The sequence below is a fragment of the Pseudomaricurvus alkylphenolicus genome, from assembly GCF_011683955.1.
In the GTDB taxonomy this organism is placed as follows: domain Bacteria; phylum Pseudomonadota; class Gammaproteobacteria; order Pseudomonadales; family Cellvibrionaceae; genus Pseudomaricurvus; species Pseudomaricurvus alkylphenolicus.
In genome coordinates, this window is the sequence record NZ_JAAQPI010000004.1 from 371,284 (window position 1) to 384,096 (window position 12,813).

At 53.0% G+C, this 12,813-nt stretch carries 11 protein-coding genes; 5 read left to right on the plus strand and 6 right to left on the minus strand.

Translation table 11 applies throughout. The annotated features are described in order from the left end of the window. Positions 1-16: 16 nt before the first annotated feature. The 3 genes from HBA55_RS13335 to glmS are packed head-to-tail and all read right to left on the minus strand — an operon-like array spanning position 17 to position 2,993. Positions 17-1,204: a glutamate mutase L gene (locus HBA55_RS13335; RefSeq protein WP_166991850.1), complete on the minus strand. Its 1,188-nt coding sequence runs from the start codon at positions 1,202-1,204 to the stop codon at positions 17-19. Further along, positions 1,201-2,565, minus strand: coding sequence for a methylaspartate mutase (locus tag HBA55_RS13340; protein WP_166991853.1), 1,365 nt, complete (start codon positions 2,563-2,565; stop codon positions 1,201-1,203). Before HBA55_RS13340 ends, HBA55_RS13335 begins: the two co-directional genes overlap by 4 nt. Then, a complete protein-coding gene (glmS, locus tag HBA55_RS13345) occupies positions 2,562-2,993 on the minus strand; it encodes a methylaspartate mutase subunit S (RefSeq protein ID WP_166991856.1) in 432 nt (143 codons plus the stop codon). The genes HBA55_RS13340 and glmS overlap by 4 nt, the downstream gene beginning before the upstream one ends. A gap of 224 nt (positions 2,994-3,217) precedes the next feature. On the opposite strand from glmS, the gene rraA reads away from it, so the two are divergent. Then, positions 3,218-3,697, plus strand: coding sequence for a ribonuclease E activity regulator RraA (gene rraA, locus HBA55_RS13350; RefSeq protein ID WP_166991859.1), 480 nt, complete (start codon positions 3,218-3,220; stop codon positions 3,695-3,697). A 79-nt stretch (positions 3,698-3,776) separates the two neighbouring features. On the opposite strand, the gene HBA55_RS13355 is transcribed toward rraA, so the two are convergent. Both HBA55_RS13355 and HBA55_RS13360 read right to left on the minus strand, forming a co-directional pair. Then, on the minus strand, positions 3,777-4,964 hold the full coding sequence (locus HBA55_RS13355; protein WP_166991862.1) for an amino acid aminotransferase: 1,188 nt from the start codon (positions 4,962-4,964) through the stop codon (positions 3,777-3,779). Between the two features lie 219 nt (positions 4,965-5,183). After that, complete coding sequence (locus tag HBA55_RS13360; RefSeq protein ID WP_166991865.1) at positions 5,184-6,080, minus strand: fatty acid desaturase family protein; 897 nt, start codon at positions 6,078-6,080, stop codon at positions 5,184-5,186. A 134-nt stretch (positions 6,081-6,214) separates the two neighbouring features. On the opposite strand from HBA55_RS13360, the gene HBA55_RS13365 reads away from it, so the two are divergent. Continuing rightward, positions 6,215-7,222: a helix-turn-helix domain-containing protein gene (locus HBA55_RS13365; RefSeq protein WP_166991868.1), complete on the plus strand. Its 1,008-nt coding sequence runs from the start codon at positions 6,215-6,217 to the stop codon at positions 7,220-7,222. Here HBA55_RS13365 and HBA55_RS13370 read toward each other — a convergent pair. Further along, positions 7,210-8,187: an NAD(P)H-dependent flavin oxidoreductase gene (locus tag HBA55_RS13370; protein ID WP_166991871.1), complete on the minus strand. Its 978-nt coding sequence runs from the start codon at positions 8,185-8,187 to the stop codon at positions 7,210-7,212. The two genes, HBA55_RS13365 and HBA55_RS13370, sit on opposite strands and share 13 nt — an antisense overlap. A gap of 157 nt (positions 8,188-8,344) precedes the next feature. Between HBA55_RS13370 and HBA55_RS13375 the strand changes: the two genes are divergently transcribed. From HBA55_RS13375 to HBA55_RS13385, 3 genes are all read left to right on the plus strand, one after another. Further along, a complete protein-coding gene (locus HBA55_RS13375) occupies positions 8,345-9,361 on the plus strand; it encodes an AraC family transcriptional regulator (RefSeq protein ID WP_166991874.1) in 1,017 nt (338 codons plus the stop codon). A 166-nt stretch (positions 9,362-9,527) separates the two neighbouring features. Then, positions 9,528-11,366 carry a biosynthetic-type acetolactate synthase large subunit gene (gene ilvB / locus HBA55_RS13380; RefSeq protein ID WP_206019791.1) on the plus strand — a complete coding sequence of 613 codons (1,839 nt, stop codon included), beginning with the start codon at positions 9,528-9,530 and terminating at the stop codon, positions 11,364-11,366. 97 nt (positions 11,367-11,463) lie between these two features. Further along, positions 11,464-12,732 (plus strand): hypothetical protein, encoded by a 1,269-nt coding sequence (locus HBA55_RS13385; RefSeq protein ID WP_166991877.1) that lies wholly within the window; start codon positions 11,464-11,466, stop codon positions 12,730-12,732. Positions 12,733-12,813: the final 81 nt, after the last annotated feature.

Below are 12,813 nucleotides of genomic sequence, written 5' to 3' on the forward strand. Positions count from 1 at the left end.
TTTGCAACCTTATTCCTTATACCCGAGCACCAAGGGTCCAAATGTCGTAGTTATCATCCAACACAACCGTTGGCTTGTGGTCTGACGTCAAAATTTTGCGGTAGAAAAACACAATGATGGTTTCGATATCTTCTACCGTCAGTACCTTGGTGATACCACCCGTCAACACAATAGAGTTGATGGTCAACAACTTGAGGTTGATATAGGACTGACGATGATGAGACATCTTATACAGCACCAGGAAGATGGCCAGTTGCATCAGAATTTTGGTGGCCTTGTCACTCTGCTCCTGGAAAATGTTCTCGGTCACTTTCAGGTGCATCAGTAACTCGTAGACAAACTCGTTACCCTGGGCCGCCAGAATCAGCGACTGCTTGGATTTGTACACCCCCAGGCGCTTAAACACCAGGCGGTCAAATTCGTTTTCGGTAACGATATTTTCTTCTACCAGATCCTTGGAGTAATGAATATCCGTGGTAGCCCCACCGATATCCAGCAGGATAAAAGGGTTCGCCACTGAGAAGCGGGACTCGATAGTCGGCAATGCCCGGTTCACGATATAGGGCGTAGAGAAAATCTGGTTGCCGGTAATATCGTAGAGGTGTTTGATGTCCTCTTTGCCCTCGATGTCCTGCTGGTACAGATTCGTCAGGTATTCCTTCAGATGCTCTTCAACAATATGCAGGCGATCATCAATAATATTGGGCAGCACCACCAGATTGTCGATATTGCTGTTCATATATTCCGCGTCGTGCTCGCACCCCGTAAACACAATATTGGAGTAGGTCAGCTGCTTGAGGTACGCAAACAGATCGTCGGAGAACAAACCCTTATGAGAATTGGCACCGCCGACAATGATCACCACATCGATCAGCTCACCAGGTACAGAGTAATCTTCCAGGTCCTGATAGAGCACAGTATCGATAATATTGATGCCCGAATTAAAGGCGATATTGGTCGCGTACTTCAGGGAGAAGGAGCGCGTTACTCCGATAATCAAGGTGCTCAATCCACCATTGGCGGATGAGCAAATATGCACGTCGTTTTTGTCGAAACGCTGAACGGTGTCACCGCACTTGTTCATCAGGTCGTCAAAGATATCACTGTTGAAGTCCCGAAAGTGCTGTTCGAGACCTTCAGGGCTGGCGACCTTGAAATAGGTACTGCCGACATCAATCAGCAGTTTTTCATTGGCTTCGCTCATTGCATGATACCTATGTCGTGAATGATGTCGTTGACGATACTGGTGGTATCTTTGGTCAGATCACACTGGGCGCGTTCGTACTCGTAGCACTTGTCCGGGATGGGCACGTTGCCGCGCTCAATAATCCGAATATTCTTCTGGGCGTCACGAATAGTGATCATCTCGTTCTGGTTAATAATGTGCGGTGAGAAAGGCACATCAATCACGCCACTCTTGATGCAGTTAAACACCTTGCGCCAGAGGGTATCGGCGGGGTCATTAAACACCGCTTCCATAATCGCCATGACTTCTTGGGTGAGAATTTCTTCCTCTTCCTCATCCACCACGGTGGGCAGGCCATTAAGAATTCGCAGAGTGTACTGGGTATCGGCCACGGTCTTGGCGTTGGCTTCCTTGGTGGGAATGCCGGTGGCTTCCTGGCGGGTCTTGGTAATGATTTTGTCCGCGCCGACCATAGAGGCAATCACGGTCGCCAGATTAATCAGCTGATCCGCGTAATCCATATTGGTGGGGAAGGCCCCCATCCACTGGTGGTACACCAGGTTGATGGTGGCATCGCCGCAACCGATTTCCTCGGCGTAGTGTTTGGCCAGCTTTTTGATCACCGCTCCAGTGACGATGTCCTGCATCATAGAGCCCTGCTGGGCAAAAGACACCGAGAAGGACTTAACGCCCTCTTCCAGGGACAGGAGCATTTCCAGCAGCTGGATCACAATGGTGATGCAGGGCGGTACCAGGGTCGCTGTCAGCGGCCCAAAGGACTCACGATTGATGGGCTCATTCAGCTCGGAGTAGTTGGCGCAAACCCGCTCCACGTACTTCCAATACAGGAAGGCCTTATCCAATGGGAAGTTCTTGGAATAGGGCAGCAGATAGGTAATGGGCCCGCCTTCGATCTCGAAGATACCGGAGGCGATGGCCGTCTCCACCAACAGGCGCGCATCGGGCGTACCGTGGCGCAGGCTCACCGGTTTGTCGAAGTTGGTGATCATATTGCGCGTGGTGCGATAGCCGTGAATGATAAGCGGATAGCCGTTAAGCATATCCTTGTCATTCTCTTCACTCAGGCGCAGCATCTTCTGGGCCGTGGCGTAGTCGTTAAGGCGGGTATTGGAGTCGATGGTCAGGGGCAGAACATCGACATTGGCCTTAACGAAGTATTCGTAGAGGGCAAACTGCTGCTGATAAGTCGGGAAGCCGCCACGGGGCTGAACCAGCATCTTGTCCTTGTTTTTAAAGTGGTGGGAGATGAACAACTCCTTGCTGGCGTTGGTCACAAATTCCGCCACCTCGGCAAAATCAAAGGCGTCCACAAACTCATTGCTGACGATGATATCCCGTTCTTCTTGCAGCAGGCTCATGCGATCGCCTCCTCGGAAACCAGTCCGCGTGCTTCTAGCAGGTCCTGCAACATGTCCAGCCCGGTGTTCAGGTCCATCTGGTGGCAGACGATATCGAAGCCGTAGTTTTTGTAGCGGGCCACAATGTCTTCGGCATTGCCGCTGCCAACGGTCAGATTGCCGCCGATCATCATAATCACGTCGTCCAGGCTTTTGTATTTGGACTTCAGCAGGCGCACTTCACGGCCCCAGCCTTCGGCCTCGCCGTTGAGGGAGGAAATCATCAGCACTTCGGCGCCGGTCTCAACCACGGCATCAAAGAATTCCTGCAGATGGGTGTTGACCCCCAGGTTATAGACGTCGTACCCCCTGGCACGAAGTGATAGATCGATCAGCCGGTTGGCGACCACGTGGATGTCGTTGCCAACCACGCCGGTTACTACTTTCATTTGGACTTGTACCCTACCCTTATCGGGATATTGAAATAGGCCTTTTCAGAGCCTATAGGAACGCGAGGCGGCATTCTGCCATGGTTTTTGCTTAAACTCTATCCTGAGGAGCCAAAATGCGGCCTAAGATGGCACCATAAATGCTTACATTTCAAATGGTTATGTCAAAACCCCGGTCGCTTTGCTAGAATCCCGCCACCATTACACCCCAGGGGGCTACTTGCATGACTTTTTTCACCGCTGATATCTGTGATGAACACAGTGAAAAGACTTCGGTACTCGGGCCCGGCTACCAGAACTATGGCGGTGCCGAAAAGTGCCAGGGCGAAGTCGTTACCATTAAGCTGGATCGCAATAATTCCGACCTGATCACTCTGCTGAGAGATGAAGACGGCGCCGGCAAGGTGGTGGTTGTGGATGTGGATCGCGAGTACTACGCGGTAGTGGGAGAGAACCTGATGAAGTTCGCCCATAAAAACAACTATGCGGGCATTGTGATTAACGGTTACGTTCGCGACACCTTCCAGATCAAGGACATCCCCGTAGCCCTGTACGCGCTGGGCACCTGCTCGCGCAAATATATCCCGGTTACCTCCGGTGAGCGTGATATATCTCTTACGTTTGGGGATATTGAGGTTAACAGTGGTGACTATCTGTACGCCGATATGGACGGTGTGATTGTCTGTCCTGAGAAGATCGTCTAAACCCGGTCGCCCTCAGAGCGGGCTGCTACAGAGTTTCCTTCACCTGTAGCAGCGCGACCCGCCGATCCTCAGAATCTATTCAGAGCACCTTGGCAATAGACTGAGCCAGGTAATCCACATTGCTCGGCGCAATAGCTGCAATGCTGATGCGGCTGGAACCCACCACATAGATGCTGAACTCATCCTGCAGGCGCTGCACCTGATCCTTGTCGATGCCCAGGAATGAGAACATACCCTTCTGGCGGGTAATAAAGCTGAAGTCACGGGTCACACCGTTCTCAACCAACTTGTCCACCAGCAGCTGACGCATACCGCCGATGCGGTCACGCATTTCCTTCAGCTCGCCGTGCCACTGGGTGGTCAGCTCTTCCGAGCCCAGAACGGTCTCCACAATGGCCGCGCCGTGGGCAGGAGGCATGGAGTAGTTAGTACGCACCACCGGCATCAACACGGAGTTGATGATATCCGCTTGCTCGGCACTCTTACCGATCACGGAACAAGCACCAATCCTGTCACGATACAGACCGAAATTCTTGGAACAGGAGCTGCAGAGAATCATTTCGTCCACAACGTCGGCCATCAGGCGCACGCCATAGGCGTCTTCTTCCAGACCGTCACCAAAGCCCTGGTAAGCCATATCCACAACCGGGAAGAAGCCCACATCGCGAGCCAGCTCAGCCACTTCCTGCCACTGCTCGCGGCTCAAATCCATACCGCTGGGGTTGTGGCAGCAGGCGTGGATCAGCACTGCGTCATCAGCAGGGACCTGCTTCAGAGCCTCAACCATGGCGTCGAAGTCCAGGCACTTGTTCTCGTAGTCGTAGTAGGGGTAGGTCTTTACATTCAGGCCCGCAGCAGTGAAAACACCCTGATGATTGGCCCAGGTGGGGTTACTGACCCAAATGGTGGCCCCGGGCTTGGTAGTGCGTATCAACTCACCGGCAATGCGCAGAGAGCCAGTACCGCCGGGGGTAGAGATGGTACGGATGCGGTTTTCGGCAATGACACGGTGCTCACCCAGATTCAGGGCGGTAATACGCTCATTGAACAGGGCGGAGCCGGCAGAGTTAATGTAGGCTTTGGAGTTTTCCTGATCAACGCGGAACTGCTCCGCGGCCTTAACACACTCCAGAACCGGAGTATTGCCGGCCTCATCCTTATAGATACCCGGACCAAGATCGATCTTGTTCGGGTTGCTGTCCGCCTTGAACTTAACGGTCAGGCCCAGGATCGGATCGGCCGGGCGCATCTCTAACTCTGAAAACATAGTACTGTCCACCTTGCTGCTGTACAGCCAGCCCCCCGAATTGCTTGAGATGGAGAGGAGCTGCCCCTTGAAAAGGGGCGATTATACAGGATTCGCGGGGTGGGTCATTAACCAGCAGCGTCTGAGCTTGCCTCCTGAAACACCTTCACCCCTGCATCCATGGACCAGTTGGTTCGCTGGCTCCGCAATCCCTGGGATTTTGCCGGTAGTTGCGTAAATTCAGGCAGGGATTGGTTTTAGCCCACCACCCGTCAATTCATATATCGGAGCACCCTTGGCCCTCATAATCGGTTCAATTTCCTCAAACAACGCCTTGTACTTGTAGAAAGGCACCTTGGGAAACAGGTGATGGATGGAGTGATAGTTTTGAAACAACCAGCACCAGGTAAGCAGATTATTGGCTGGACCACGTAGGACGATCGTTGAGGTATCCAGATATCGCTCCACAGCCGTATGGGGACGATGCACGATATACGCGAACAGATAGATCAAGGCGATCAGCCCCAGCAGGCTGCCAACCACAAACATCAGCACACCTTCCATCCAGTAGCCCTGGGCCATAAAAGCGATTCTGGCCGCCCATGCCAAAACGGTTTCCGTCGCCATCACGGATTTCTCTCTTGCGCTTGCCCTGTGCCATTGATGTTTGAGGTAGTAACCGTATTGACCGCTGAGCAAACGGAAGGCCGAACGAACGGCGTGCAGGGGTGAACGCCCCATGTCACCAATTTGAAAATCCGGGTCCAGCTCCGCATGGTTGGTATGACGGTGATGGGCAATATGCTCGTAGCGGTGTCCGGAGAAGGGAAACCCCAGAATAAAACCCATGCTGTAGCCCAATAGATTCTGCAGCCACAGCAGTGATCTGTGCCTGCCGACAATGGCGCCATGTACTGCATCATGCATAACGGTGTAGGACGCGTAGGTCACCAGCGCTATCACAATCACGGCCAGCCACAATGATATCAGTCCCTGTACGACCATGAGCGGCGCGGAGACAAAACCGGCAATGCAAGATACGCCTAACAATATCGTGGGCCATGCCAGACTACCCATTTGTTGAGTCGCGGCCTTAAGTGCACGGTGGTCGGGGCTTGGGGTTTGCATTTTGCTCATCTCTCTATCCTCAGTGGAAGCCAAAGTGGCTTGGTCACTGCCAGATTGAAGGATTTGAGAGAGAGATGAGAGTGTAATAGTCGCCAATATAGTGTCATTATACGCCATAGTTAATCTTTCTGACGAACAAAGCCATGAACACTATAGGTCCCGCGTACGCCCTGATCGTACTTCAAGAGGTGTCAGCCCGAGGGCTGTCTGAGGCGGCGCTGTTTGAAAATACAGCGCTGAGCAAGGGTGTTTTGGAAGCCGGTGAGAACATTGCCATGAACGATTTTCTTCAGCTGCTGATCAACGCCGATGCCATGATTCAAGACACACCCATGGGAATCATTATTGGTCGCCGCAGCAATATCCTGGTACTCGGGCAAGCGGGGATTGCTGCAGCCAGCTCTCCAAACCTGCGGCAGGGATTACAATCGCTGGAGTCCTACAGTCGCTTGCACGTTTCCTACTTGCACATAGCCGTCAGCACCAGTTTTAAAGGGATGACGTTGGCGATCAGCTTTTCACAGGATGTCGGGGTGACCGAACGATTTCATATTGAAACCGCTTTCATGCTGTTTCAGAATTTCGTGGAAACCGTGGTCGGAGAAGCCGTACTTGATGCCCGATATTATGTGCCCTACCCAAGACCGGACAATGCCGACGACTATGGGCAGTTTATCCATGGTGACATGACCTTTGACCACACTGAAACATTGATTCAGATACCCAGGCGGGTTCTGGACCAGGCGTCACCGTTTTATGACAAGGACGCATGGCAACAAAGTCAGCGGCGACTGTCTGAACGCATTAAAACCATCACCTCGGAATCTTCTGGCAGCGCTCCCTACAGCCTCCATGTGCAAGCGCTACTGCAGGCGCAAGAGCCGCCGCTGCCGACACTGAGTCAGATCGCTGATCAACTTCACCTTTCGGAGCGAACACTCAACCGACGTTTACAGGAAGAGAAAACCAATTTTAGAGAGATTAAGTCGTCCATAACCCACAAATGGGCCAGGCAATATCTTCTCGACAGCCAGCTGAGTGTTGATGCGATCGCAACCGCATTGGGATATCAGGACACGGCCAACTTCAGGCGAGCATTCCGCAACAAGGAAGCCTGCTCGCCGGTTGAGTATCGAAATCAGCGAGGCTGATACTGTGCGGATAAACGCTGGTAAGCCGCATCGTACTGCTTGGCAAAACCCTGAATCAGTTCGGCTGCCGGCAGACGCGCCTTAATGGCACCAATACCCTGGCCGCAGCCCCAGATGTCTTTCCAGGCTTTGCTGTCGGTATTACCGCCGGAACCAAAATTCATCTTTGACGGATCACTTTCCGGCAGGTTATCCGGGTCCATACCGGCGCTGATAATAGAGGGCTTCAAGTAATTGCCGTGTACGCCGGTAAACAGGTTGGTGTACACAATGTCTTTGGCGTTGTAGTCAACGATCGCTTGCTTGTATCCGTCCGCTGCACGCGCTTCTTCGCAGGAGATAAAGGCGGAGCCGATATAGCCAAGATCCGCCCCCATGGCTTGCGCCGCCAGGATCGAATCACCACTGGCGATGGAACCGGATAACAACAGCGGCCCTTCAAACCATTCACGGATTTCCTGGATCAGTGCCAGGGGGGATTGGGTACCCGCATGACCACCCGCTCCTGCCGCGACGGCAATGAGGCCATCAGCGCCTTTTTCGACGGCTTTCTTGGCGAACGTGTTGTCAATGATATCGTGCAGCACAATTCCGCCATAGGAATGAATCGCTTCGTTCACCTCTGGGCGCGCTCCCAACGAAGTGATAATCACTGGCACTTTGTACTGCACACACAACGCCAGGTCTTCATCCAGGCGGTTGTTGGAACGGTGAACAATCAAGTTGACCGCAAAAGGCGCCGCCGGGCTGTTGGGATTGGCCTCATTGTGGGCATCCAGAGCCTCTGTAATCTGCTGCAGCCATTTCTCGAACTCACCCTCTCCCCTTGCATTGAGCGAGGGAAAAGATCCTACGACCCCGGCCTTACACTGGGCAATCACAAGTTCAGGCCCGGAAATGATAAACAGGGGAGCCGCCACTGCGGGTACGGACAAGCGTCCTTTAAGGATATCTGGAAGAGCCATTGCGTTATCTCATCACTGGTTGATTTACGCTCATTATGAAAGCTGCGGGTTCTTGTCGGAATGACCACCGAAAACAGAATAGTTGATACTTTACAACACCCCAGATTGGCGACAGACTATTGATCATAGGCCATTGACCTGACAGCAGAATGGAAAAATGAGAAAAATCTCCTCAAATAGAGTGTCTCTCAGTATACAATTGGTGCAGGGAACAATATCCAAGGTCGAGTTAAATAATCAAGAAGTTGATACTTTACTGCGGCAATGTCATATCCCGCCGACACTGCTGAATGAACCCCAGGCGCGCGTCTCTCTGGCGCAATTCGGGCAGCTCCTTTCCCGCTTGATGAATGCCTGCAACGACGAACTGCTGGGCCATGGTTCTGTGCCGGTCCCGGTAGGCAACCTGTCGATTTTGAGCCACTACCTGATCGCGGCGGGCACTATGGGTCAGGCGCTGCATCGGCTGGTTCGCTACAACGAAATACAGCACAGCGGCTATAAACTGCGTCCAGAGCTGGGCGAAGAGCTGATCTCCATTGATATCGACACCTCCGCCAGTACGCGCTCATCAGACAACTACCTGATGGAATTTGCCTTCTGGTCCATTCACCGCATGCTTTGCTGGCTCAGCAAGGAGATTTTTCCCATCCATCATCTGTACTTCCCCTTTGAAGAACCCAGCTACAGCAGAGATTATCGGCTGATGTTTTACGGGGCGCCCGTGTCCTTTAATAATCGGTTCGGCCGGATCACCTTTGCCAAAGAGCTGCTGCAAAAACCTGTGGTGCAAGATATGGTGGGGCTCAAAGCCCTGCTTGACGAGCCCTTCCGCTACCTGTTGGCGCTGAATTTTACCGGTGACAGCTGGGCTTCGCGAGTAGCGGACTATATTCGTCCCAGCCTTAACCATCTGCCCACTCTGCCTGAACTGGCCGAAGCACTGAAGATTGCCCCCTACACCCTGCAGAGGCGCCTGTCGGATGAAGGGGTGAGTTATTTGATGATCAAAAACCAAGTGAAGCGTGACAGGGCTATTGAATTGTTGGTTCACTCCGAGATGTCCATCGAAGATATCAGTGCGGAGCTGGGATTTTCGGAAACCAGTCCCTTTACCCGCACCTTTAAAGGCTGGACAGGGCTGCCGCCAAGCGCTTATCGGAGACGCCTGTAACCCATTAATGCCAACACACCCTCCTTCGATATACTCGAATTCTGCCAATTAAGTATATTTTATACCCAGTTAAGACCTTACAGCGTATTATTGGCAGAGTCTATGCCGTCCGATTCTTCTAATCTATTTGGGAAATCACACCTTCTCCAAATAAATCGGGTGCCACATGACCAACATTCCCCACCATAATGAAGACAACATCACCTATCAGAATCGGGGCACGATATCCGGCGGTGATTTGGAGGACATTAAAGCGACTCAGCGACACCTGGCGCTGAGAGGGGCACAGATTCTGGCCAAAGCCTTGCAGGCCGAAGGGGTGGATACCCTGTTCGGCTACCCCGGCGGTGCCAATCTGGAAATCTTCGATGTACTGAGAGAATACAATATCCGTTGTATTCGAACCGAACACGAACAGGGGGCCATTCACGCTGCCCAGGGATTTGCCCGGGCCACCGGCAAAGTGGGTGTCTGCCTGGCCACCTCTGGTCCTGGCGCCACTAATCTGGTTACCGGAATCGCAGATGCCAACAGCGACTCCACCCCCATCGTAGCGATCACTGGCAACGTGCCCTCTCACCTGCTGGGCAGAAATGCCTTTCAGGAGGTGGATATTGTGGGCGTTACCCGCCCGATTACCAAGAAAAACTATCTGGTGAAGAAGGTCACCGATATTCCTGAAGTGGTTCGAGAAGCGTTTGCCCTTGCCGGTGGTAACCGTCCCGGCCCCGTGCTTGTCGATATACCCAAGGACATCCAGCAACACTATCCACGTGACCCCGAGGGCAATTATGCTCCACCGCGGATTCCCGCCGTGATCGAAAAGCCCGAACCCGGCATTGGCGGCATTCCTGAAACCCAGTTGGAAGAAGCCTGTCGCCTGCTGAGTGAGGCGTCCAAACCGGTTATCTATGCCGGCGGTGGCATTGTCTCAGCCAACGCGGCCAATGAGTTGCTGGCCCTGGCAGAAAAACTACAGTGCCCGGTGACTACAACACTAATGGGCGTGGGCGCCTTTCCGCCCCACCATGATTTGGCATTACATGTATTGGGCATGCACGGCAGCAAGTATGCCAATACAGCGATTAATGAAGCGGACCTGGTTATCGCCGCAGGTGTTCGTTTTGATGATCGCGTGACGGGTAACCTGAACGAGTTTATCCGCCATGGCAAGATTATTCATATCGATATCGATCGCAATGAGCTGAACAAAAACAAGGTGGTGACTCTGCCGATTTGCGCTGATATTAAACCCGCTCTTGTGCAACTGCGTGAAAACGCGCAGCCTGGCGAGTACCGGGTCTGGCGCGATTATCTCGCTGATTTACGTGAGCGCTACCCGTTTAAGGTACCTGATAGTGACAGCATCACTCCGCAATATGCCATCTCACAGTTAAGCCAAATAACACAAGGGGATGCCATCGTGAGCCTCGGCGTTGGCCAGCATCAAATGTGGGCCATGCAGCACTATAGGGCTCGCCGCAGCCGTTCGTTTTTAAGCAGCTCTGGCTTTGGCACCATGGGTTACGGTCTTCCCGCCGCCATCGGCGCCAAGATAGGCTGCCCGGAGCGGACGGTAATCGATATTGACGGTGACGGTTCGCTCAATATGACGATCCACGAACTGGCCGCCTGCCACCGCTACGGCATTGGGGTAAAAGTCGTAGTGATGAACAATCAATGGCTGGGCATGGTTCGGCAATGGCAGGATATGATTTATGACAAACATCGTTCCGGCTCTGATCAATCTGACCCCACTGCTGTAAAGAAACCGGAAGATCTGGAAATCTACCCCAACTTTCTCAAGATCGCGGAGGGCTATCGGGTAAAAGCGGAGCGGGTGACTTGCAAGGAAGAGCTACTGGCAGCCTACCAGCGTCTATTGGCCGATCCCGACGAGCCTTATCTACTTGACGTTATTGTGGAGGCTGAAGAGAACGTTTACCCGATGATTCCGGCCGGGGGGAGTTATCGGGATATTATTATGGGCGAGAGCGTCACATAAGTTTCATCTGTTGGTCACATAGCTTAACTAAAGTCGAAGGTCCGCTCTTAATGAATAAGCCGCCTCTCTTACATGAGAAGCTATGGGGACCAACACAATGAAAACTCTGCTCCGCTGCGCAATCGCAGCCGCTATCGCACTACCTGCCGCCGCCATGGCCGGTTCTACCGCCCAGGTTACTTCTGATAACAACGACGGGGCGGGGTCGCTGCGTGCGGCACTGGCCAGCGGTGCCACCCAGATTGTGATCAACCCGTCAGTGGGTGTCATCACCGTTACCGAATCCTTGCAGTACACCGGCACAGAGCCTCTGACTCTGATCGGCAGCGGTCAGACTATTGACGGCGCCGGCATGAGCAACGATCTGGATCCGATTTTTGCGGTTACTCAAGGGGCTGATCTGACCATTAAGCGCCTCAGCTTTACCGGCAGCGGTTCCTATAGCCGTTCAGACAATCTGAACAATGGCGTTGAGGTCAGTGGCGGCAAAGGCATCTACCTGAACGTCCCCGATACCCGCACCGGCACCGTTAAGGTGAACCTGTCGGGCGTATCCGTTTTTGACACTGGCAACCATGGCATTCACGTGTCCGACTGCTCGCTGGGCGATGACTGCGGCGGTGGCGGCGGTGGTGCCGGCGATGGTTCTCCTGCATCCATTGAAGTCAATCTGAATGATGTATTGGTTGACGGTGTTGGCTTCGGTAAGCAAGACGCCGATGGTGTCCGCGTCGATGATCGCAACGACGGCAACATTGTCTTTAACGTCGTTAATTCCACCTTCCGCAATGTGGGTGCCGACGGCGTCGAGCTTGATGAAGGCAACCAGGGCAGCGTCATCATTAACGTCGTTAACACCACCTTTGAAGGTAACGGCGCCTATTGTGTAGACGGGCCTTTTGTTGCCGGTGATGCCTGTGACGATGAGGGTGACCCCGATGTGGATGACGGCTTTGACATCGATGAGGCCGGCCCCGGTGACATTCGTGGCAAGGTGGTTAACACCGAGGTGGTGAACAACTTCGACGAAGGCCTGGACTTCGACGAAGAAGATGCAGGCGGTTACCGACTGACGCTGTCCAATATCTACGCCGAAAACAATGAAGATGAAGGTGTCAAAATCTCGGAAGAGAACGACGGCGGCATTCGCGTTGATCTGAAAGTCGTTACGCTGCTCAATAACAATGGCAGCAAAGAAGACATCGAAATCGAGGAAGCCGATGACGGTAACGTGCGGGCCTCGATTATTTCCTCTACCATTGACGAAGTCAAGGTTGAGGAAGACGGCACCGGTTTTGGTATCTTGAAGATCCGCAGTTCCAATATTGCTGAAGAACTGGATTTGGATAACGTTGAGGTTAAATAACCGGTAAACGTCCTCATTAAGAGTTCAGGTCCGATAAACTCAGAGAAATCGGACCTGAAGTAGCGCATTTGGTGCGGGTGG

Coding starts and splice junctions, on each gene's coding strand:
- HBA55_RS13335 (WP_166991850.1), bottom strand. CDS start 1,204: ATGAGCGAAGCCAATGAAAAACTGCTGATTGATGTCGGCAGTACCTAT.
- HBA55_RS13340 (WP_166991853.1), bottom strand. CDS start 2,565: ATGAGCCTGCTGCAAGAAGAACGGGATATCATCGTCAGCAATGAGTTT.
- glmS (WP_166991856.1), bottom strand. CDS start 2,993: ATGAAAGTAGTAACCGGCGTGGTTGGCAACGACATCCACGTGGTCGCC.
- rraA (WP_166991859.1), top strand. CDS start 3,218: ATGACTTTTTTCACCGCTGATATCTGTGATGAACACAGTGAAAAGACT.
- HBA55_RS13355 (WP_166991862.1), bottom strand. CDS start 4,964: ATGTTTTCAGAGTTAGAGATGCGCCCGGCCGATCCGATCCTGGGCCTG.
- HBA55_RS13360 (WP_166991865.1), bottom strand. CDS start 6,080: ATGAGCAAAATGCAAACCCCAAGCCCCGACCACCGTGCACTTAAGGCC.
- HBA55_RS13365 (WP_166991868.1), top strand. CDS start 6,215: ATGAACACTATAGGTCCCGCGTACGCCCTGATCGTACTTCAAGAGGTG.
- HBA55_RS13370 (WP_166991871.1), bottom strand. CDS start 8,187: ATGGCTCTTCCAGATATCCTTAAAGGACGCTTGTCCGTACCCGCAGTG.
- HBA55_RS13375 (WP_166991874.1), top strand. CDS start 8,345: ATGAGAAAAATCTCCTCAAATAGAGTGTCTCTCAGTATACAATTGGTG.
- ilvB (WP_206019791.1), top strand. CDS start 9,528: ATGACCAACATTCCCCACCATAATGAAGACAACATCACCTATCAGAAT.
- HBA55_RS13385 (WP_166991877.1), top strand. CDS start 11,464: ATGAAAACTCTGCTCCGCTGCGCAATCGCAGCCGCTATCGCACTACCT.